General features: G+C 32.3%; 32 protein-coding genes. 3 read left to right on the top strand and 29 right to left on the bottom strand.

Annotated elements, in window-relative coordinates:
* Positions 1 to 2 precede the first annotated feature (2 nt).
* The gene (locus K7H06_RS07375; RefSeq protein ID WP_223039237.1) at positions 3 to 1,262 is read right to left on the bottom strand and encodes a DNA polymerase Y family protein; all 1,260 of its coding nucleotides are present in this window, start codon (positions 1,260 to 1,262) and stop codon (positions 3 to 5) included.
* A 146-nt stretch (positions 1,263 to 1,408) separates the two neighbouring features.
* On the opposite strand from K7H06_RS07375, the gene lexA reads away from it, so the two are divergent.
* Together lexA and K7H06_RS07365 are read left to right on the top strand one after the other, a co-directional pair.
* A complete protein-coding gene (lexA, locus tag K7H06_RS07370) occupies positions 1,409 to 2,026 on the top strand; it encodes a transcriptional repressor LexA (protein ID WP_223039236.1) in 618 nt (205 codons plus the stop codon).
* A 56-nt stretch (positions 2,027 to 2,082) separates the two neighbouring features.
* Positions 2,083 to 2,331, top strand: a complete 249-nt coding sequence (locus K7H06_RS07365; protein WP_223039235.1) for a hypothetical protein — start codon at positions 2,083 to 2,085, stop codon at positions 2,329 to 2,331.
* Between the two features lie 26 nt (positions 2,332 to 2,357).
* Here K7H06_RS07365 and K7H06_RS07360 read toward each other — a convergent pair whose 3' ends face one another.
* Complete coding sequence (locus tag K7H06_RS07360; protein ID WP_223039234.1) at positions 2,358 to 2,939, bottom strand: GDSL-type esterase/lipase family protein; 582 nt, start codon at positions 2,937 to 2,939, stop codon at positions 2,358 to 2,360.
* 104 nt (positions 2,940 to 3,043) lie between these two features.
* Here K7H06_RS07360 and K7H06_RS07355 point away from each other — a divergent pair, with 104 nt between their 5' ends.
* Positions 3,044 to 3,391 (top strand): DUF5658 family protein, encoded by a 348-nt coding sequence (locus tag K7H06_RS07355; protein ID WP_223039233.1) that lies wholly within the window; start codon positions 3,044 to 3,046, stop codon positions 3,389 to 3,391.
* Between the two features lie 108 nt (positions 3,392 to 3,499).
* Here K7H06_RS07355 and K7H06_RS07350 read toward each other — a convergent pair whose 3' ends face one another.
* The 27 genes from K7H06_RS07350 to K7H06_RS07225 form a co-directional block, all read right to left on the bottom strand.
* Positions 3,500 to 4,705, bottom strand: coding sequence for an SPRY domain-containing protein (locus K7H06_RS07350; RefSeq protein WP_223039232.1), 1,206 nt, complete (start codon positions 4,703 to 4,705; stop codon positions 3,500 to 3,502).
* Between the two features lie 117 nt (positions 4,706 to 4,822).
* Positions 4,823 to 5,140, bottom strand: a complete 318-nt coding sequence (locus K7H06_RS07345; RefSeq protein ID WP_223039231.1) for a hypothetical protein — start codon at positions 5,138 to 5,140, stop codon at positions 4,823 to 4,825.
* Positions 5,141 to 5,917 (bottom strand): N-acetylmuramoyl-L-alanine amidase, encoded by a 777-nt coding sequence (locus K7H06_RS07340; RefSeq protein ID WP_223039230.1) that lies wholly within the window; start codon positions 5,915 to 5,917, stop codon positions 5,141 to 5,143.
* Positions 5,904 to 6,413 (bottom strand): phage holin family protein, encoded by a 510-nt coding sequence (locus K7H06_RS07335; RefSeq protein ID WP_223039229.1) that lies wholly within the window; start codon positions 6,411 to 6,413, stop codon positions 5,904 to 5,906. Before K7H06_RS07335 ends, K7H06_RS07340 begins: the two co-directional genes overlap by 14 nt.
* Positions 6,414 to 6,479: 66 nt before the next feature.
* On the bottom strand, positions 6,480 to 6,944 hold the full coding sequence (locus K7H06_RS07330) for an NUDIX hydrolase (protein WP_223039228.1): 465 nt from the start codon (positions 6,942 to 6,944) through the stop codon (positions 6,480 to 6,482).
* Positions 6,945 to 7,081: 137 nt separating this feature from the next.
* Positions 7,082 to 7,306 (bottom strand): hypothetical protein, encoded by a 225-nt coding sequence (locus K7H06_RS07325; RefSeq protein WP_223039227.1) that lies wholly within the window; start codon positions 7,304 to 7,306, stop codon positions 7,082 to 7,084.
* Positions 7,307 to 7,318: 12 nt separating this feature from the next.
* A complete protein-coding gene (locus K7H06_RS07320) occupies positions 7,319 to 7,876 on the bottom strand; it encodes a hypothetical protein (RefSeq protein WP_223039226.1) in 558 nt (185 codons plus the stop codon).
* Between the two features lie 10 nt (positions 7,877 to 7,886).
* Positions 7,887 to 8,147, bottom strand: a complete 261-nt coding sequence (locus K7H06_RS07315) for a hypothetical protein (RefSeq protein ID WP_223039225.1) — start codon at positions 8,145 to 8,147, stop codon at positions 7,887 to 7,889.
* Positions 8,147 to 8,488 (bottom strand): PF13754 domain-containing protein, encoded by a 342-nt coding sequence (locus tag K7H06_RS07310; RefSeq protein WP_223039224.1) that lies wholly within the window; start codon positions 8,486 to 8,488, stop codon positions 8,147 to 8,149. The genes K7H06_RS07315 and K7H06_RS07310 overlap by 1 nt, the downstream gene beginning before the upstream one ends.
* A gap of 2 nt (positions 8,489 to 8,490) precedes the next feature.
* A complete protein-coding gene (locus tag K7H06_RS07305; protein WP_223039223.1) occupies positions 8,491 to 9,405 on the bottom strand; it encodes an Ig-like domain-containing protein in 915 nt (304 codons plus the stop codon).
* Between the two features lie 14 nt (positions 9,406 to 9,419).
* Positions 9,420 to 9,671 carry a hypothetical protein gene (locus K7H06_RS07300; protein WP_223039222.1) on the bottom strand — a complete coding sequence of 84 codons (252 nt, stop codon included), beginning with the start codon at positions 9,669 to 9,671 and terminating at the stop codon, positions 9,420 to 9,422.
* Positions 9,671 to 10,231, bottom strand: a complete 561-nt coding sequence (locus tag K7H06_RS07295; protein WP_223039221.1) for a putative phage tail protein — start codon at positions 10,229 to 10,231, stop codon at positions 9,671 to 9,673. The genes K7H06_RS07300 and K7H06_RS07295 overlap by 1 nt, the downstream gene beginning before the upstream one ends.
* Complete coding sequence (locus K7H06_RS07290) at positions 10,218 to 11,300, bottom strand: baseplate J/gp47 family protein (protein ID WP_223039220.1); 1,083 nt, start codon at positions 11,298 to 11,300, stop codon at positions 10,218 to 10,220. Before K7H06_RS07290 ends, K7H06_RS07295 begins: the two co-directional genes overlap by 14 nt.
* Positions 11,297 to 11,647, bottom strand: coding sequence for a contractile injection system sheath initiator (locus K7H06_RS07285; protein ID WP_223039219.1), 351 nt, complete (start codon positions 11,645 to 11,647; stop codon positions 11,297 to 11,299). The genes K7H06_RS07290 and K7H06_RS07285 overlap by 4 nt, the downstream gene beginning before the upstream one ends.
* A 10-nt stretch (positions 11,648 to 11,657) precedes the next feature.
* On the bottom strand, positions 11,658 to 12,137 hold the full coding sequence (locus K7H06_RS07280) for a hypothetical protein (protein WP_223039218.1): 480 nt from the start codon (positions 12,135 to 12,137) through the stop codon (positions 11,658 to 11,660).
* Entirely contained in the window at positions 12,137 to 13,141 is a 1,005-nt protein-coding gene (locus K7H06_RS07275) for a hypothetical protein (protein WP_223039217.1), read from the bottom strand. The genes K7H06_RS07280 and K7H06_RS07275 overlap by 1 nt, the downstream gene beginning before the upstream one ends.
* A gap of 9 nt (positions 13,142 to 13,150) precedes the next feature.
* Positions 13,151 to 13,732 carry a LysM peptidoglycan-binding domain-containing protein gene (locus K7H06_RS07270; RefSeq protein WP_223039216.1) on the bottom strand — a complete coding sequence of 194 codons (582 nt, stop codon included), beginning with the start codon at positions 13,730 to 13,732 and terminating at the stop codon, positions 13,151 to 13,153.
* A 14-nt stretch (positions 13,733 to 13,746) separates the two neighbouring features.
* Positions 13,747 to 15,927, bottom strand: a complete 2,181-nt coding sequence (locus tag K7H06_RS07265; protein WP_223039215.1) for a phage tail tape measure protein — start codon at positions 15,925 to 15,927, stop codon at positions 13,747 to 13,749.
* An 8-nt stretch (positions 15,928 to 15,935) separates the two neighbouring features.
* Positions 15,936 to 16,070, bottom strand: coding sequence for a hypothetical protein (locus tag K7H06_RS21340; RefSeq protein ID WP_281426046.1), 135 nt, complete (start codon positions 16,068 to 16,070; stop codon positions 15,936 to 15,938).
* A 50-nt stretch (positions 16,071 to 16,120) separates the two neighbouring features.
* Positions 16,121 to 16,606, bottom strand: a complete 486-nt coding sequence (locus K7H06_RS07260) for a hypothetical protein (protein ID WP_223039214.1) — start codon at positions 16,604 to 16,606, stop codon at positions 16,121 to 16,123.
* A 49-nt stretch (positions 16,607 to 16,655) separates the two neighbouring features.
* On the bottom strand, positions 16,656 to 17,057 hold the full coding sequence (locus tag K7H06_RS07255; RefSeq protein ID WP_223039213.1) for a hypothetical protein: 402 nt from the start codon (positions 17,055 to 17,057) through the stop codon (positions 16,656 to 16,658).
* A 12-nt stretch (positions 17,058 to 17,069) separates the two neighbouring features.
* Positions 17,070 to 18,176 carry a phage tail sheath subtilisin-like domain-containing protein gene (locus tag K7H06_RS07250; protein WP_223039212.1) on the bottom strand — a complete coding sequence of 369 codons (1,107 nt, stop codon included), beginning with the start codon at positions 18,174 to 18,176 and terminating at the stop codon, positions 17,070 to 17,072.
* Between the two features lies 1 nt (position 18,177).
* Positions 18,178 to 18,726: a hypothetical protein gene (locus tag K7H06_RS07245; protein WP_223039211.1), complete on the bottom strand. Its 549-nt coding sequence runs from the start codon at positions 18,724 to 18,726 to the stop codon at positions 18,178 to 18,180.
* Positions 18,727 to 18,915, bottom strand: a complete 189-nt coding sequence (locus K7H06_RS07240; protein WP_223039210.1) for a hypothetical protein — start codon at positions 18,913 to 18,915, stop codon at positions 18,727 to 18,729.
* Between the two features lie 9 nt (positions 18,916 to 18,924).
* Complete coding sequence (locus K7H06_RS07235) at positions 18,925 to 19,338, bottom strand: HK97-gp10 family putative phage morphogenesis protein (protein WP_223039209.1); 414 nt, start codon at positions 19,336 to 19,338, stop codon at positions 18,925 to 18,927.
* Between the two features lies 1 nt (position 19,339).
* Entirely contained in the window at positions 19,340 to 19,801 is a 462-nt protein-coding gene (locus K7H06_RS07230; RefSeq protein WP_223039208.1) for a hypothetical protein, read from the bottom strand.
* A complete protein-coding gene (locus K7H06_RS07225) occupies positions 19,794 to 20,183 on the bottom strand; it encodes a hypothetical protein (RefSeq protein ID WP_223039207.1) in 390 nt (129 codons plus the stop codon). The genes K7H06_RS07230 and K7H06_RS07225 overlap by 8 nt, the downstream gene beginning before the upstream one ends.
* Positions 20,184 to 20,227: the final 44 nt, after the last annotated feature.

Raw genomic sequence — 20,227 nt, 5'->3', positions numbered from 1 at the left:
CCTTATAATAAACTTGACATCATTGGATAATCTTGCGTACCTACTCCACCAATTAGTGGCTTTATTCTAGAATGCAAAAAGCTTGCTCGTACAATTGACTTGCTGCCAAAGTTTGATCGTATTTTATCTATAGTAGCGTCCAATGCTTTAGTTTTTTCCAGGTCTACTTCATCAAATAATGATCTTTGCTGGAATTGATTTGTACAAAAATCAGATACTCGAACTCCTAAATGTCTTATGGATTCACCTTTCCATGATTCATTAAATAATTCCTTTACAACTTTATAAATTTGATTGGTTGTATCTGTAGGCGCAAATAACTTTCTTTGATGTGTGTATCTCATAAAGTCTTTATTCTTAATTTCTACAGTTATTACCTTACAGCAATATTTTGCATCTCTTAACCGCATAGACACGGTCTCCGTTAATCCTAGAAGAATCATATGCGCTGTTCTTTTATCATCTACATCAAAAGCTATTGTTGTTGAGTTCCCTATCCCTTTCATATTTTCATAATTACTTAATCTTACTTTTGAATCTTCAATACCGTTAGCATATTTCCAGATCATTTCTCCATGGCTTTTTAATATGTATTTGATATGTTCAAGATTGTATTTTGCTAAATCTCCAATAGTGTAAATTCCTATTTTATGAAGTTTAGGTGCTGTAGCCCTACCTACCATAAATAAATCCTCTATCGGCAGTGGCCACATCTTCTCAGGTACTTCTTCAGGATATAAAGTATGTACTCTATTAGGTTTTGTAAAATCTGAGGCCATTTTTGCTAAAAGCTTATTTACTGATACACCAATATTCACAGTAAACCCAAGTTCTTTATGTATTCTATCTTTTATTGTATGTGCTGCAGTGATAGGATCACCGAAATGTTTTGCCATATTGGTATAATCTAAGAAACATTCGTCCACAGAATACCTTTGAATTGTTGGTGAATATTCTTTAAGAATTTCTACCATTGCATTACTACATTTAATATATAATCCATAGGTCGGTGGTACTATAGTGAGATTAGGACATTTCTGCAATGCAGAGTATATCGTCTCTCCTGTTTGAATCTTATATTTTTTAGCTGGTATAGATTTTGTCAATACAATACCATGCCTAGTCTTTGGATCGCCTCCTACAATAGATGGAATTTCTCGTAAGTCAATTGATTCCCCATGTTGTAACCTATATACCGCTTCCCATGAAAGGTATGCAGAATTTACATCAATATGAAAAATAACTCTGTTGCTTTTATTCATTATAATCACCTTCTCGGTATATTCTACCAATATTATATACGAACATTAGTTCGATGTAAATAGTTTTATCGAACGTATGTTTGTTTATTCTTATAAGATATGCTACAATTAAGATAATTATTACAACAAATTGTAAAGGAGGTCGTATGAAAAACACATTATCAAAACGGCAAGAACAGATCTTAAATTATATAAAAAATGAATTTGTTAACAAAGGTTATCCTCCTACGATTAGAGAAATATGTAAAGGTACAGGCCTAAATTCTCCCTCTACAGTACATGGTCATATAAATAATCTTGTAAAAAAAGGTTATTTACGGAAAGATCACACAAAACCACGCTGTATAGAAATAGTAGGTATTCATATAGATAATAACTCTAGAAAAAACGTCGTAGACATACCGATCGTAGGAAAAGTAACTGCTGGACAACCTATATTAGCTCATGAAAATATAGAAACTACCTATCCTATACCATCTTGTTTTATCGATCACTTTAGTAAATATTTTATGTTAAAAATAAAAGGAGAAAGTATGATCAATGCAGGAATCTTAGATGGAGATTATGTACTTGTAAAACAACAGAACATCGCTAATGATGGAGATATTGTTGTAGCTTTGATTGAAGATGAAGCTACTGTGAAGAGATTCTTCAAAGAAAAAGATTCTATTAGATTACAGCCTGAAAACTCTACTATGGAACCTATTATTATAAATACTGTTAGGGTTTTGGGATTGGTTAAGGGTATTTTTAGAAAGTTATAATATTTCATTAAATGGTTATACTCCTGTATATATTAATTATTAAGGAGGTATCCACTTTGTTAAGTAATGAAGAAATATTAAAAGGGTTAGAATATCAAAGAGCAAAACAAATTGAACTAATAAAAAATACTGAAGGTCAGATTAGACTTCTTCAAAATAAAGAAAAAGAATTAAAGTTGGAATTATATAAATCAGAAGTGGATGAAGAAAAGCTAATTCGTAAGATTAATGAACAAATAAGTATACTAGAAGATTTAAACAAAGAAATAGAAAATATTAATGAAGAAAAAGCATATGCTTTATAAAAGACAGGGTTAGTTCCCTGTCCTTATTAATTTTCAAAAATAGCTTTCAATTTTTCTATATTTGCCATAATTTTATGCCCTTTCGATGTTAAGTGTACTCCATCTATATAAAACAAATGCTTATTTTCTTCTGTAACATGTATATTTAATTCTGAACAAAAATCAATAACTCTAATATGATCTGTTTTTTCAAATTGTATAGCCCATTCTTTATATTTTTCAATGTTTTCATTTACTCTATTAAAATCTGTTGTTGAAGACCAATACATATTAGCCATTTTAGGCTCTGTAAATGGTTGAATTCCAATAATAGGATTAATGTTGTTTTCATATGCCAAATTGACCATTTTATCAATATTTGATTGAATAATCTGTAACGGTATCCCCATTATTAAGTCATTACTACCACCCATAATCATTACATAAGAAGACTTATTTTCAATAACATCCCTTTGAAACCTTAATATCATTCCTTCTGTTGTATCTCCATTCATGCCCTTATTAAAAATTTCTACATCATATTTATTCTCGACCAAATATATCCATGACTCTTTTCTATTTACTCCATATCCATAAGTTAAACTATCTCCAATACATACTACTTTCAAATAAGTTACCTCCTTCTACTATAGGTCTATTCCATCTCTTATTGTATAATTAATTATACTTTTTGGAAATACTCGTAATAATTCTATTCTTAAGGAGAATTGTTATGGAGTTTGCAAAAGAAAAATCCAGAAAAAAAGTTTCTACAAATACTATTCTTAATATCTTATTTCTTTTGATGATAGGAGATTATTTGCTAACTTATTTAGGAATGTATACTTTTGGAGTAGTTGAAGAAGCTAATTGTCTTATGGTGTGGTTGATGGAATTGCCATTCTGGAAAGGGTTTATTATAAGGATATGTATTGCTCTTGTACCTATTTTATTATTGAAGCTTGCTGAAAGGTATAAAGATCCTGATATTTATATGAGCATTTTATTGGTACCATTATCTATACAATTTATACCTTATATTGCTCATGTTATATGGATTTACAAATGCTTAAAAGTGTAAAAGACACAACAAATTTCTGTTCCTTTTTCTTTATATTTGTTCCTTACATTAAATAAATTTTTATTAAAAACAAAATGAACCTTGGGATCTACTCCCAAGGTCTTCTATTTAATATTCCATCACTTCAAATTGTGAAATTTTATCAAATGCTATATAATCTTTTCTACTTTTGAATGGTCCTTTATTGAAATCTTTGTTTATAATATAATATGCATTTCCACTCCCGCTGCTTCTCTTATTATACCAACTAATAAATTCATTTACTTCAGATGCAGATAAATCGTATTCATTTTCATTACTATTTGTCATTGTAATTACAACCAATGCTCTGTCTCCACTAATATGTCCTGTTTCGCCTGAACCACCTGACTTTTTCAATGTAGCTGATGCTTCATTAGAGTTTTTACTTTCATTATCCTCATTTGCTGCCAATACTACATAATAGTACGTTACACCAGCATCTAAATCTTTTGTATCTATGTATTCTGAATACACACTATTTCCAACAGTTTCATAAGGACCACCTTCTGTAATTGATCTTTTTACAATATAACGTTCCACTCCATTCACTTCATCCCACTTAAGAACTATGTTATCAACATTAGCTGTAGCAGTTAAATTTGTTGGAGCATCTATCTCTATTTGATCATATGGCTTAAATCCTTTAGGAATAGGATATTTAAAAGGTTTACGTCCGAAATTTGTAGTTACTTGGCTAGTACCAGCGCTACTACCATATGATAACATAGGATAGACTTCGCCTAAGCTTTTTAGATCATTAAATGCAATACCTAGAGATTTTCCATTTCTAAAAAATTCTAAAGTATAATTATCCATATCTAAACCTACTCCAATTACATCATTAACAAAGAACATTTCCCCATAAGGTGAACGAATGCTATTTTGATTTCCTGGAAATTTTTCTCCTGTTTTATTACTACTATTACCATAACTATAATAGCATCTACTAGTCACAGCATTACTGCGAACTCCTATACACTCTAAATTAGAAGTATTTTTATTTCCTATACCTACACACATAGGCGTTTCATTGTCACTCCAATCTGATGAGTCCACACTAACTTCCCAATACCATTTTCCTGAAGTTTTGCCTTTATTCGCTCTTGAGGTAACTGGGAATTTAAAAGTAACAGTCAAATTGTTATTAGATAATGTGACTCCATGAGAAGTTGGTAAGTAATGTACTACCTCATCTGATTCTGCATATACATTAAAATTTCCATTACCCATAATAAATACCATCATCAATAATACTGCAATAAATTTAAACCTTACTTTTTTTCTAAAATACATCATTTCTTCCTCCTGTTTTGTAAATTTTAGTTATATTTTGTCAAATTATATTTTAATATACAATTTATTACTTTTCAACAAATATTTTGTTTTTATTAAAAAGTAAAAAAACAGGAGCTAAACCCCTGCTTTTGTATATCCTTTTAACTTTTCAACCACTATGTTACCCATAAGCTCAATATCCTGTCTTCTAAATCCTTTGATATTCTCCTGTTCTAATTTTCTCATTGTAATATTGGTAATGGCCAATACTAATTGTTCTTTATCCTTTGAAGTAGCAACTCGCAAGATATCTTTTGTCGTATCTACCAAGATCTCTTGTACCTTCGCTTTTTCTTGCGGAGACACTCTGAAATCTTTCAAATATGGATACAAGCTAGCAATCCCTATACCTACAAACAATGCTATAAATACATATATTACTGTACTATTCATTTATTTAACCACCTTTCTACCTGTTATTTTTTCATACAATCTAACAGTTAAAACAGCTGCCTGTTCCCGTGTAAGTGATCCAGCAGGATTGAATGTCCCATCATCATTGCCATTAATAATGTCTAATTCTTTTGCAGCTTCTATATATGGAGCTGACCATCTATCATCCTCTATATCTTTAAATATCCTTCCCATGCTCATTACCTCCTGAATTTTATAATATTTTTTTATTGCATTCGCAGTTGCTTCAGCACTTGCTTGTACAATATTAGCATTTAGCAATTTCTTTTCCTCAGCAGGATTGCTATGGAAGCCTCTTTCTAGCAGTAATACACAAGGACATCCACCATCTTGCGCTACATCGATTACTGTATAATAATCCTCTCCTGGATGTCTTGATGATTCTTTTTCTCTTGATCCTCGAAATGGAATACCCATTGCATCCGCTACAGCTTTGCCAATATTTTTTGCAATATCCTCATTTTTAAGGTCTACGCTGTCAAATATAGTAACACCTGAGCTGTTAGAAGTATACGCATCTGAGTGAACTGATAAGAACATATCAGCACCCTTGGCCATTCTTCCACGCTCTGTAAGAGATAATGTCTTATCTTTATCCCTAGTCAAAACAACATGGAAATATGGATTTAAATAATCTCTTAAATATAAAGCAAATTGTAAATTCCCATCAGCTTCAACATACCTACCAGAATGTCCTTTGTTAGCACGATCTTTTCCACCATGTCCTGGATCTATTACAAATTTATATTTTCTCAACATCATCGCTCCTTTCTTCGATTTCGCTTTCTAAAATCTGTTGCTCTTTTTTCTTAGTCCAAATAAGCAACCATTTTAGGTCTGCTCCAGCGTCACATAAGTTTTCTAGTATTGACTGCCCCTCTCGAAGAAAAATAACTGAATATACTATAGTAGCAAGGAATACACTTACTTGTTTTAACATAGTTACTCTGTAAGCTAATCCTGCTAATATAAATACAATTAAATAAGAGACTAGTTTAATCCTAGTCCCTTCCCATAAAGTTTTAGAAAATATTTTTCTTTCTCTAACTGCATTTCTATATCCATGACATTCGTGAGATAATGCAATATATTTTGTAATTATATCAAGCATGATTGCACCACCAACAGCAAATGCTGCTGTTTGATATGCTTTGTCTGGAAACATAACATAGCTTATAATGGCTAATATAGTTCCCCAAAATGGTTTTGTCCCACTTGCAACTTTGTCCATATAGTTGATTAATTGGTCCATTGTATCCCTCTTTTCTATATAAAAATAACACCCATTTTTACAGGTGTTTATGTTTCAATATTTTTTCTATCCTTCATTATTCTTTTCTTTATAGATATAAGATTCTAAAATCATTTTTGTTGTTTTAGTAATATTGGATGGTAATTTGTTTGGTGAAAAAAATTTAACGGTAGCTATCTCTTTATTATCAACTTCAATTTTTCCAACTATTTTGTTAGCAGTATATAAAACAGTTACACTATACACCTTGTCGCCATTTGGATATTCATGATAATACAAGGGACCAGACAGGACATCATATAGTGTTAAGTTTTCTACTTGTACATTCATTTCTTCTTTAAGCTCTCGTCTTATTGTATCTTCAAATGTTTCCCCTAGTTCCATATATCCACCAGGTAGCCCCCAGTTATTTGTATCTTTCCTAAATTGTAGTAATACCTCTTTAGATTCATTTAGTATAATAATCCCTGAACCAGTTAATATAATAGGCCTACTACCAACAAGTTTTCTTATATCTTCAATATATCCCATAAATTTTTATTCCTCTTTCTTTATTATTATTTTTTATCATCTCCCATCGTATTAGATAAGATGCACGGGGAAAGAAAATTAATTCTTGCCCTAAAATATACCTACCTTTTTTCAGATGCTTATGACGCATTTTTTTCCTATTCTGCAATTGTTGGTGTATCTCCCCATACTGAAAATATTGCATTCACTTGTGCTGTTGGCAATTCATTTTGCACTTCTGATCTGTCTCTAACGCTATTTACGTATGCTTTTCTATGCGGTTGCCCGATTGGGTATTCAATACCATCAACAGTTGTATACTGTTGTGTTTTTACACTTACGCTATCTTGTGTAAGCATATCAATTGTATATTTTATAGTCATTTTATCATCTCCCTAAATATAATATAAACCTGCTAATTTTATAGATGTATTATTATTTATATCTTTATGTCGCACAAAATCACCAGTACCATCACTTTTCAACAACCTAAATCGTATTTCATTATTCTGTCCCACATCTGTTGTTATATTAATAGTATTTGTTAAGGTTTCGGTATTTTGAATGTTTAACGGAAGTGTAATATTACCACCTGAAGAAAAAGGTAAACCTCTGATCAGTACGATATCGTTTTCAGATGAAATCCCTTTATTTGTCAAGGTAAATTCACCAGAAATATGTACTGCATCATTTATTTTTTTGTATTTTCCATTTTGTACCGAATAAACAATTCCTTCCAAACTTGCTGTATATAATTCAGGAGTCCATTCTCCTTCTTCTATTTGCAATCCATGTACACCATCTGTCACAGTTTCAGCCAAATGCGACGCAAGACCATCTGCATTTTCTTTTAGCTTTTGATCAATCTTATCCGCATTACGGTTCAACGATTCTATATCCGCTACACCTTCATAGCCTGGCTTTTCCAAGCCATAATTAGCTGTATATTTCATTATATCCCTCCTAAATTACTGCAATAGAAAGTTTGGCTTTTATAATTTCAGGACCTATCCTATAAGTAAATTCACAACACCAACGACCTTTTTCTATTGCAGAAAACAATGTCAATATTTTATGTTCTTCTATTGTTGCAACTCCTGTTTCAACTATTTCTCCTCTTTGATTACTTATCTCATAATCTGCACTTTCTATTACAAAATCTTGTTGTATTTCGCTCATTACTTCAATTCCTATCTTTCTTACTTCTCCTTGATTGAAAACCATTACACCAGCTCCTTAAATGAGTATTCTTGTTGGAGCTTCCTAAACTCAAAATCATTATTTTCTTGTTGATTAATATAATTCTTTTCTAAATTTCTATTACTATAATCTTTTTCTAACATTTGATCACTATAATTTTCTTCCAAAATCTCAAACATAAGCTTATCAAAATCTATTGTGACTATCATATTTGTCAAATTTGTTCGATTTCCAGCTTGATCAATAACATGTAATTCTAATACATATATTCCATCTAACTGCTTAGGAATTATTGCTTTAAATTGGTTTGGAGGGTTAAAGTCAAACTTTACTTCAACCCCATCAATATATCCTATCAATTTCATAATTAATCACTTACCGTAACAGTAATAGTAAATGTCTTTCCTTCATCTACAGGATTTGGACTAACTGTAACAGTTGAAATAGTAGGTGCTATTGTATCAAATACTATATTTCTTGTAATCTTAGTTTGAAGTCCTGCTGTATCTTTTGCAATTACCTCTATTACGTTATTTCCTTGTTTATTAAGAACAATAGATTTAGAAAAATTTCCACCTGATACATTTACAGCCCCTTGATTAACCCCATTCAACTTAATACTGATAGTTACTGGTGATGAAGTTACATCATTTGTTGTTCCACTAACTGTCAAGTTTTCACTATTTGTTATCAATCCTTCTGATGGATTAGTAATATTGAGCATTGGTGGTGCTGTGTCTACTGTAAATGTTGAACTTAGAAGATTAGATAAATTACCATCATTATCCTTTACACTAATTGTTATTGTATGTGCTCCTTCAGATAATGCACTCGGTGTATAAGTACAATTATATCCACCTGTTACACTTGTACAACTCATACCTGAAGAAGTGTTTGTTTTTGCAGTTCCTGCATCAATTTTAAGTTGTAACGTTGAAATATCAATACCAGAACTACTATCACGCACATGAAATACAATATTAGGTGATGCATTAGTTATCCTAGCTCCACTTGAAGGACTAGTTAAAGATATTATAGGTTTATCCTTTTCAAGAACTCTAAGTTGTAAATCACTTCCTAACACACTATCAGTTCTGTTCTTCGTTGTAACATTTCCAGCTTGGTCACTTGCTGTAACCGTTACATCAAATTTATGATTCTGCTCATGATAACTTGTTTTATTAGGAGCCGTTATAACTGCCTCCCATTTACCACTTTGGCTATTGTAAGATAAATTGTGTACTTGACCATCTATGGTCACTTTTACCGTTTGTACCGCCATATACTCATCCCTTCCTACTTCTTAAATTTAATACTTCCCCATGTTTTATCTGAAATCTCCTTCCATGTACTACCCAATAAGTCCCCCCATGGCGCTAAAGGCTTATACTTTACATCTTGCCATGTCATACTCAAAAGATTATTCCATGTAGCAGCTTTAAGCTCTCCCCATGTTACTGTAATTTCTTTAATATCCACTTTGATTATTAAAGCTTCATTAGAATTGACAGGGTTCTTACTAAATTCAACGTTTTGTATCATTAACATTAATCCCACATCCTAGTGCGTAGGTCTCCCCAAGTTGAAGATAATAAGGAACCCCATGTTTTGTTTATAAGTTCGTGCCAAACTGTATAAGTAAATTCATATTTAACCTCTAAATGCCCATGAATGATTTGTCTAAGTACTTTTTTACAATCTTCAAAATTTGGTGGTATTCCTTTTTTACTTATAAACTTGATTATAACGATATATTCATTAAATCTTTCTATGATTTCTATCTCACCATTCACATAACTTTCAGCTACTTTTTTTACAAGATCTGGAGTCGGTATTCCATCTGAAATCATCAAACTTTTTACATAACTCCTTCTATATTCTACAAGCTTATTGATATCTGTTTCGATTCCATAAATTTCTTCTTGCTTTCTTAAACCAATATTCTTAGCAGATTGGATAAACAATTCTTTTTCTAAAAAGTCTGTTTGATTTTGTACCTCGTCCAGTGTTTTACCAACTACATTCATTTCTTTAGTATTATTAGAAATGTGGTTGTCAACATAAATTTCAGGCAATTGACTTGAAATAATCTCTTTATAGGTGGACATTTATATCACCTGCTTTTGCTACTTCTGTTGTTTTTAATACCATTTCTTCTTCTACAAAACTAATAATTTTTGCATTTACTACTTTTTTAGTTTCAAAAATAGCATTAATTATAGCATTTTTATAAATAGTCCCACCGATAGACACAGATTGTATATATTCTTTTATGCTTAAAATTATATCTGACCTAATAGATTCTAATGTTTCACCTACTTTAGGTATTACTTGCACATCTAAATCTATCATAAAAAGTTTAGGCTTAATTACAAGTGGATCTGCCCCCGTAGGTCTTTTTTCATTTATATAAGCTTGTACCTTCTGTACTAATTTATCTGAAGGTACTCCACTATCAGTAGTAATGAGAATATCTATAGTTCCACCACCTCTAGCAACAGGAAAACTCTTTGCAAATGTTACGCCATCTACTGATGTAGCCCATACTTCATAATCAGATGGAGCACCTCCCCTTTCTGGATTTCTTTTAACTTTCAAAATTCTTTGCCTGTATACTTCAAAATCTTCTAAATCTGTTCCATCTTTCAAAAAAGTGTCTTGCCTAACATACTCAATCCCTGTTGGTGGCGTAACTAACACTGTTAAACTTCCAGCTTCTAGATTATATTTTTTTCCATTCATTTCTGTTTTAATAGGAACTTCTACTTCTAGATCTCCAGCTTTCAATATTCTATTTTCTGTAGTTACAGCTGTTATTCTCTCCCTATAAGATTCTTCATCTGTAGAAATTATAGTTCCTATTTTAATCAAAATATCTTCTAAAAATGGAGTTTTACGCCCCATAAAAACTCCTCCCACTGCAGGAGTAGACAATTTCCTATCTGTTTTTTTAGCTAGTTCTCCATGCATTTCTAAATATTTATCCTCTGTTGCAGTTTGAGGGAAAGCTTGTTTTAATATATAGTCTTGATTATAAAAAATACCTTCTATCTGTGCAGCAAACACTTTACACTTAATTGCAATATCAGAAGCACTTGAGATTTGACTTACTCCAAGTTCTTCAGCAAAACTCTGGAGCATTTCTTCAACTATTTGCTGCTGATCTTTCTGTATCAAACAACCACCTCCAAACGCTCCCGAATGTCCTGCCAAATAAAAAAAACAAGAATCAATATTTTTTTCTTGTCTAACCACTTTATTTCTACTTTTTCAATTGTAATATCCACTTCTGGTTCCAATGCTTCTCTAACATAAACATCAGCCATCTTCTGTACTTTTGATTTCTTCTCTCTATATAATAGTTTCAATCTACTTCCAAGAGTTTTATCATAAATAAAACTTTCTCTTTCAACGGTAAGCCTTATCATCATGCTCTGTTTTTTAGCTTCAATTCCTGTAATTATTTGTACATCTCCAAGACCCTTTTTTACTAGATCTCCCTTTTCTAGCTTATAATCAATCATCTTATCACCACTATTCTGTTTCCGTATGAGTTATTTTTTTAGCTATAATCTTTATATTTCCATCACCACTTAATGCAATAGCTGCTTTCCCATCATGATTTTGTATAGTTATTGACCCATTACTTGAAAGATTTATTATGCTACCTATTCCTGAAATAATATTAATGCTGCCATCATTCTTACACTTAACACTAGCTCCACCTATAGAATAAAGTTCACTTTCTCCTGGTTCTAAAGACTTATCTATTATAGTCCCAACAGCAACAATCGACTTTCCGTTGGACCAATTTTTGATCAACTCTACCGATTGACCGCTTGGTGGATTCCATCTAATTCCGAATGGAGCCACTAAAGGTATTTCTCTATATTCGCCTACTCCATTAGCGTTGATCCCTTGCCCATTATCAGAACTCGTTACTGTTGCCATCTCACTAGTATTATAAGTATTTTGTTTAGATTGTCTTTCCCTCATCCTGTTAAAGCTACTCATTACAATCCCTCCCAAAGCGGCCTAAGTCTTATGATTTTTTCCTGACCTACATTATCACTTTTCTTTCTCTTAACTCCAACAATAAAAAAGACACCATCTGTTTTGGTGACTTTATCTTTCACATATGCTGTTTTATTTGTTTCTATCTCATGTCTGCCATGAATAATAATCTCAATTTCAAAGCTTCCTCTTTTTCTTTCATTTAAATACCTTTTAGCAATCTTTTCTCCTTCAGCTATGTTTTTAGCATTTCCATCCTCTACAATCATTCTTCGTATATAGCCTAATGTAACCAATGCTGCATCTTTGAACTTTGCAGTAAAAGTTTTCTTACCCTGTCCTCTTACCCATACTTCATTTTTAATATCTGCCCCTCTTTTCCTCTTTAAGAATCTTTTTATTCTTATAGCATTTTGTACAGACATATCATTACTGAAAGTATATGAAGGTTCTTCTTTGTAGTTTAGAACATCTGCTATTATCGTACTACTAGAAGTACACCAAATCCACATACCAAGTTTTTTGCATTCTCTTTGTAATGTATCCCATTCACTATCCCCAACTTCTACAACTATTTTATCGATAACCTTGTCATAAGTTGGATTGACGTGAAAACTAGTAAAACCATATGGACTAGCGAGTTTCTTTAAGAAGTCACTAAACTTTAATTTGTAGTATGTTTTAGGCTCTGCATCATTTTCAAGTAACAACATACTTTTATCTCTTCCATCAATCTCAATCTTAGAACCTTCATCACTCCAACCTTCATCTACATCATCAGCAATTCCATCTAATATCACATCATCATCCTCATAAATTGTGAATTTATCATTAGGATTTAATATTTCAGCATTCACACCGCATCCATCAAAGCCAACTGGATTATCGATAATTATATTAAAGTGATCTGCAGGAATATCCATAGAAGTTTCAATATCATACTCACTCATTCTTTGTATTTTAAATTGCTTCTTATGCTTCTTACTATCTACTATAACCCGCATGTCTCTCACCTACACAATCAACTTTTGTCCTGGATAAATTAAGTTTGGGTTCTTAATAGAAGGATTTTTCTTAGCTATTTCTCTCCATGTTGTACCATATCGCTTTGCAATTATCGAAAGACATTCACCTTTTTTTACAACATGTTCCTTCTTTTCTTGCTTACTTATTGGTATCAATTCTGGTTTATGTATATCTGGCATAACCATCTTTTTCTTCACTTCAACTATCTTTGTTTCAGGAATATGCTCTATAAATGCAAATGTATATTTAACATAGTTTGGTGTAGGTTCCTGCTCTGGTTCTAACCTTGTAAATACCGCTTGTTGTATCTGCCATATTGGATGCACTAATAAACCAGGTCCTGGATCATAAAATATAGAAGCTAGTTTCCCAAATTCTTCATAAGCTCCTTCACCAATAAATTCTCCTGTACCACTTACTTCTCTGGGTTTCATGCCTAGATCTTCTATTTCATTAATATTTGTATATGGGTAATGATGTATGGCTGTATTTTTTTCGTATCTCATAGTATAAGTAGTTGGATTTACTGGCCATGTATAATTTTTATATTTTAATGGAGATAATGACAAATTCATCACCTACCTTATCTGTGTCTACCATATCGCCTTGACAATCTTTCTTCATGAACTTCTACTTTTTCTATAGTTACATCACTTCTTTTTATAGGTATTTCTTTACCATCGATATATATTCTATTAGTAACTTTTGGAGCTTCAACTTTTACTTCATTTTTTAAATCCAACTTATTCTCTATATTTTGACTATCTCTTAACATTTTCAATATATCCACTCTATTTTTATGTGCCCTTACACCATTTAAAACAATTCCATTTTCTCTAGCATTCCTTTGTCCCATTCTTTTTTTCACTACTTCTGGATTATCAATATTATATTTTATTGCAGCTCCTGTCCCAGCGACTACCGCTAATGGTACTGCATATACGGAAGCAGCTGTTGCAACTCCTTTTACTTTATTCATTAAGCCTCCACCTGTTGCTACTACAGGAGATGGGTTCGATGGTGCACTACTTATAGGTCTACCATTAGGACCTACAATTGTTGGGGTATTTGGTGTTCTTCCAGGTAATCCACCAGTACCACCATATACATTAACCACTCCAGCATTTACAGTCATAGTACTTAAAGTACTTACTAAAGCTTTGGCTGGGCTTGAAGCTTGACCTGCTCCTTTTCCAAATTTCCTAAACCATAAATACATATCTCCTAATTTCTTAGCTGCATATAGAGCACCCAAGCCTTTTGCTACATTACCAGCTTTTTCTCTATTTTCAGCCCCTTCTTCGCCTACAAAATTTAAAGCTAGATTTCCTATGGCATCAACGAATTTAGCCAATGGAGGGTTAATTTTTTCTAATTGTTCAACCCCTTCTTTTAGACCATCTCTAAACTTGTCTACAGGAGTTATGTCTAAATCCTTAAGCTGAATATCAATTAATGCTATAGATTCCGTTATTACTTTTTTTCGCATCATATATTCATCTTTACTTATTTTCTCTTTTTTAAATTCATCTTCATTCATAATTAATTGATCTTGTAGATCCATCTTTTTAAATTCTAATTTCTGCTTCATTATAATCGGTTCTGTTAATGAATCCAAGAAAGGTTTCAAAGTATATAACTGTTCTACTCCAGCTGCTTTCATATTATTCCATACCAACTTTAGCTGAGTATTTATGTTGTTTAATCTATCTTCAAAAGCCTCTCCCATTGTTCCATCTGCATGATTCATTTCATCTACAATTTTCCCATATTCTTTTACTTGTGAAATGAGTGTTTGGAATCCTCTTACTGCCTCTTGTCTTCCTAAAATCTCTTTTAAGAATCCGGCTTGCTGTGCTCCGGTCATTTTTCTTTTTTCAAATTGCTCATTTAAGTCCTTTAGGATTTCGACTAAAGGCATAGTTCTATAATGGCTATCCTGTAATTCCACTCCAAATTCTTTCATTCTTTTAATAACTTTAGGATCTGTTACTCTTGCTAACATACTAGCAAGTTGAGTAGTAGCTTGTGCTGCTGGAATACCATTCTTGGTTATTTGTGCAATACCTCCATACAATTCTTCCATAGTCATTCCAGCACTATCTGCTGCTTTTAAAATACCAGTGTCTAAAGAACTAGCTAACTGTGCATATTCTGTTATACCCCTTTTTACAGTTAAAAACTGTACATCTAATATATGATCTAAATCCTTAATTTCTTTACCAAAAGCATTCATAGTACCCATAGCTGCCTTAGTTACAATAGGCATTTCTGTTACTCCTGCAATGGCACCCTGACCAAACTTCCTTGATACCATGCTTGCATATTTTGCATTAGTACCAGCTGAAATAGAATCATAAAGCCCTTGTGTAATCTTTTGAAAATCTGTGGGTATCATCTTATACATTTTTATTGAATCTTTAACCATCTTTCCTTGACTCTGTGCCGTTTGATCATATAATGTATTTACTTTCGATATACCTTCTTCTAGCTGTCCAAAATCTCTTAAAGTAGACACTGTATAAATAGACATTGCTGCAGCTGTCCCTTGAAAAGTTCTTTTTGCTATTTTGTCCATGAATTTTAGCCTATTAGAAAAGGATAATACTACACTATCCACTCTTCTAAAATTTCTAGAAAAATTAGATGTGGCTCTTCTACCTTCTCTATCCATTTCTCTTAAACCACGTCTAACATCTAGAAAAGCACCTCTTGATCTGTTCTGTCCATCAACAATAATATTTACTTCTCTTTCTCTAGCCAAATAGTCACCTACTCTCCTGAAAGAGCCTTAAATTTATTTTCATCAAAACTTTTATTCACTTCAAACTCTTTTTCTTTCTCTATTGCTTTTCCACATCTGGTGCATGTTTTTTTCTTGATTTCTTCTTTGCATTCACTACACATACCTTCTATCTTTTCATCTTGATCTATTGATAGGTTTGCATATATCCAAATTATTTGTCCATCGCTAAGCCTTTTGAAATCATTGTTTGATGGAAGTACCTTAAAATGTTCTGCAACTCTCCATCTAATTCTTTCAGTGATGTCTGATTTAATTTTTTTTTAATATCTTCAAACTCTTCATTTGTCATATCTTCAATCTCTGGTGTCTTTCCATTTTGAACATCTAGAAATTCAGTATGTAATTCATATATCTGTTTTGGACTTGTATTTTTTTGTATTTCTTTGAAACTATCAGCAAAATTTTCTTCTAAGTCCTCTGGATTTCTCATTGCTTTTAATAACGTATAAATATTGAGTATTAAATCCCCAGTATCAACATCCACTGGATGATTTGTAATGTACTTCATAGCTTCTTCTCTTGCTTCTATAATTTCTTTAGTACTTAGCTGAACCAAAGCTACCTTCATATCTGTATCTGGAAAATTCATGATTTTATGATCAGGTATTCCTTTTCTCAAATTTGCTAATTTTCCCACTCTATTACCTCCTAATTAAAAAGGTGCCATCAATTTGACGACACCCTTACTATTTCTTCACTCTATTGAATTTTGCTGCAGTAAATCTCATATTTTCCGTTACTTTATCTTTTAGCTTTCCATCCTCAGAAACTTCACTCCAGTTACACATAGAATAGGTTTCTGTTCTATCAGGCTTTTCAATTACAAACTCAAAATCCTCTAATTCATCAAGATAAATTCCATCCTTAATGGCTTCATCAGTAGCGTAAGCTCTTGATATTTCAAGTTCATACGAAGTTTTAGCACCATAAGTTGCAACAGACTCCTTTTCTCCAAAAGAATCTTGTGTCTTTGTGTCTTTTCTTCTATTAACCTTATAGCTTTCTACAACTGCAACTTTCTTTGATACACCATTATTAATGATTCTGAAGTAGATATCATCACTAGTTGGTATTCCTTTTTTACTCAATCAGTCCACCTCCTATACTAAAGCTTTTCCATGTAAGAATATTGTATTAAGTGGAAGTATTGCACCGTAGTTATAATACACATGGAATCTTGATTTTTTATCTGCCTGTCTCTCAATCTTATACACATTAGCTTTTTCAATAATCTCTTTTTCTTCTTGAATCTTAAGCCAGTTTACAGCATCAGCTTTAACCTCGTTCATAGCACTAAGCGAAGCTTTTACCCTTGGATGAAGAGTTGCAAGCCTATTTCTAAGTCCTTCATCTATAAAGTCTTTTATCTTTGCTACAGTACCCTCCTGATATTTATCATCTGCTACTGCAGGATTTACAGTATCATCTTTTGTGTATGTTGTTACCCAACGATCAATGAATATCTTACCATTCACACTCCTACATGCAGCAATTCCACCAGCATAAAGTGCTTCTAAATCAGCATCATCAAATCTATTATATAGTCCACCAAATAATTCTCTTGGCAATTCTAAATTATGAAGTGGCATAGCAGGATCTAATTCTAAAGCATCTTGAGCAGCACAAGCAGCAGCTAAGTACACACTATTCTCATATTTACTTCCATCCGTTTTGAGTGGAATGCTTCCCCAAATGCTTAATCTTCCACTATTTAAAGATGTAGCCAAAACAGTCCAAGCAGATATACTATCAGCAGTAGCTCCAACATGTGATCTTCTTTCTTTTCTATTAAGAGATGCCTTATCGCAATGATTTCTTACTTCTGTATGCACATCAGCATCAGGAGAATCACAAATAACAATTTTTACAGCTTCCTCATTATACAAAACATTAAGTGCTGTTTTATATTGTGTTTTAGTTATATCACCAGTTGAAGGTTTTAAAACCGGTACACAAATAAGTTTATTGACTCCAGATAACGTCTGAATCTCTACTAACTTTGCCATTTCGCTATTCTTTCCAAATAACGTATATGCATCTTCCTTAACTTGTATAGCATAAGCTTTAGGAGTAGTTTCTTTATACACCTTTTGATCAACAGCAGCCACAATCCCAACAGGCCAACAAGTCCCTGGAAATCCCATCACTTCTTTTGATACCTGAGATTCTGAAAAAACTCCAACTCGTTGAGTATCCTTAATCGCCATACTATCCCTCCTCTATTTCTCCATGAGATTCTATTTCATCCATAACCTCATATTTAAATTCTTTCTTCCATAAAACTTGTAATCCAATGGTACATCTACAATGAAACAAATCTTTATCAAATGGATCTCCTGTAGTTGTTCCTTCTTCAAAACTAAAAAAAGTAATACCGTGTTCCTCTAAGGCATTACTTTCAAACTCTACAATAATTTTAATTTTTTCTTGGATACGTTCAATTTCCTTTTCTCCTCCAAGTTTAGGAGAAGTCCCATTCCATATATGTAAATCATAGTAAAGATTAAGCATTTTACCCTTAGTCTCTATGAATCTATTTGCTTCCTTATTATATATTTCTCCAAGATAATCTTGAAAACCTATATCTTTCGTTATAAGCTTACCTTTTGAAATTGTTATAAGTGGCTTTTTCAAGGGCAAATCTTTATCTGCTTTTATATATTCTTTTCTAATATCTACATAGTTTAATTCTTCTCTTAAATTTAAAAAATCTTTCAGTACTTCCTTACAACTTACTATTGGTGAATTATGATCCATCTAATCACCTTTCTTCACGATCCCTGCAATCTTATCTGCATATTCATTTCTTATGGATTCATCGATTCTATTATCTTTTATAAACTGTGCCAATATATCTATAGTTTCTTTAAACACATCGGCATCTTTTGCGCTTACTTCTACGCTTAACTCACGTCTAGGTATTTTTACAACTTTGTTATTACCCACTACTAACACCTACCTATTCAAGATATTTTCAATAATCTTGTTACCTATTTCTATATATTTTCTTGTATCCATCACATTTTTTACTGCATCATCAAGAAATGGTCTAGCTTCCATAAATTTATTTCCTTCATGTATCCACCATGCATATCGTGCTACCTGCATATCTGCAAATACTTTGTATTTATTCTTCCCTACTTTCTTTAGCTTTACTGATCTTTTCAAAGTACCCGTAGGTGTTCCAACAGGATACGGTGGCTCAGAATATTGTAAGTACTTTGTATCTGGTCCGTTTACATTATTAACAGCTAAATCTAGTATCTCAACAGCAACTTCTTTTGCAATTTCATCTACAGCCTCATCGATTTCTTCATCTATCATATCTAAATCTCTTAAGACTTCATCAATACCATATATACCACCCATGTTAGACATTCCCTAGTAGTTCTAATTTTGTTACAAATGCAATATTACCATCCCCAATCTTATAATTATCCGGACTTTTAATTTTCCACCTTCTATTATCATATTCAAGGTAATCTGTATCATTGAGATTGAATATATCAACATCACTTTTCCCTACATAGATATAATCGTCCTTACTGAGTTGTCCTAAAGATGCCAATACAACTTCATCTACTGTTGCCTTATTTAAATTATCTACTGGAAATATAAAAGCTTTTAAGTTTACTTGTTCGCTCGTACCTTCTAAATATCCTTCTTCATTGCACGCTGGAGCATTAGGATGATCTCTATGCCACTGTGGATCACAATATCCTGTATCCTTATCATAGCAAGGGCATCTTTCTCCTGGTGTATACTTATGTAAGATAGCACTTTGCCCATATTTATTCACCTTTTTATCAAAAATGCGCTTAAATTTATTCATAGGTCACGCCTCCAAAAGAAAAAACTTCTGTATCTTTTAAGTACGGTTCAAGCTTCATCCATCCACTATTTATAAAGTCTTTCGCTCTAGAACTTCTACTTTTTGATGATACATTTTCACTAATTTTAATAGGTCCAACGCCAAGGCTTACACCATCATCTTCATCATTTGCCTGTTCTTTAAGAAATTCTCCTGTAATGATTTCCGTTGCTCCTAAGTTGATAATGGATTGAATTGTTATATCCTCAGTATCTAAATATTCATTATCAATCTTTGATTCAATATATGGTGTCATTTCAAGAATTGTTTCTTGAATATCACTGTCAAAGCTTTCATCAAGTCTAGCTTTTTTTCTTACCCTCTCTGCTTGCACTATTATCAAACTAAACACCCTCTTTACAAAGAAAATAAGAACATCAATTAAGA

This window comes from Crassaminicella profunda, from assembly GCF_019884785.1.
Classification (GTDB): Bacteria; Bacillota; Clostridia; order Peptostreptococcales; family Thermotaleaceae; genus Crassaminicella; species Crassaminicella profunda.
This window is presented reverse-complemented; position numbering and strand designations above follow the sequence as displayed.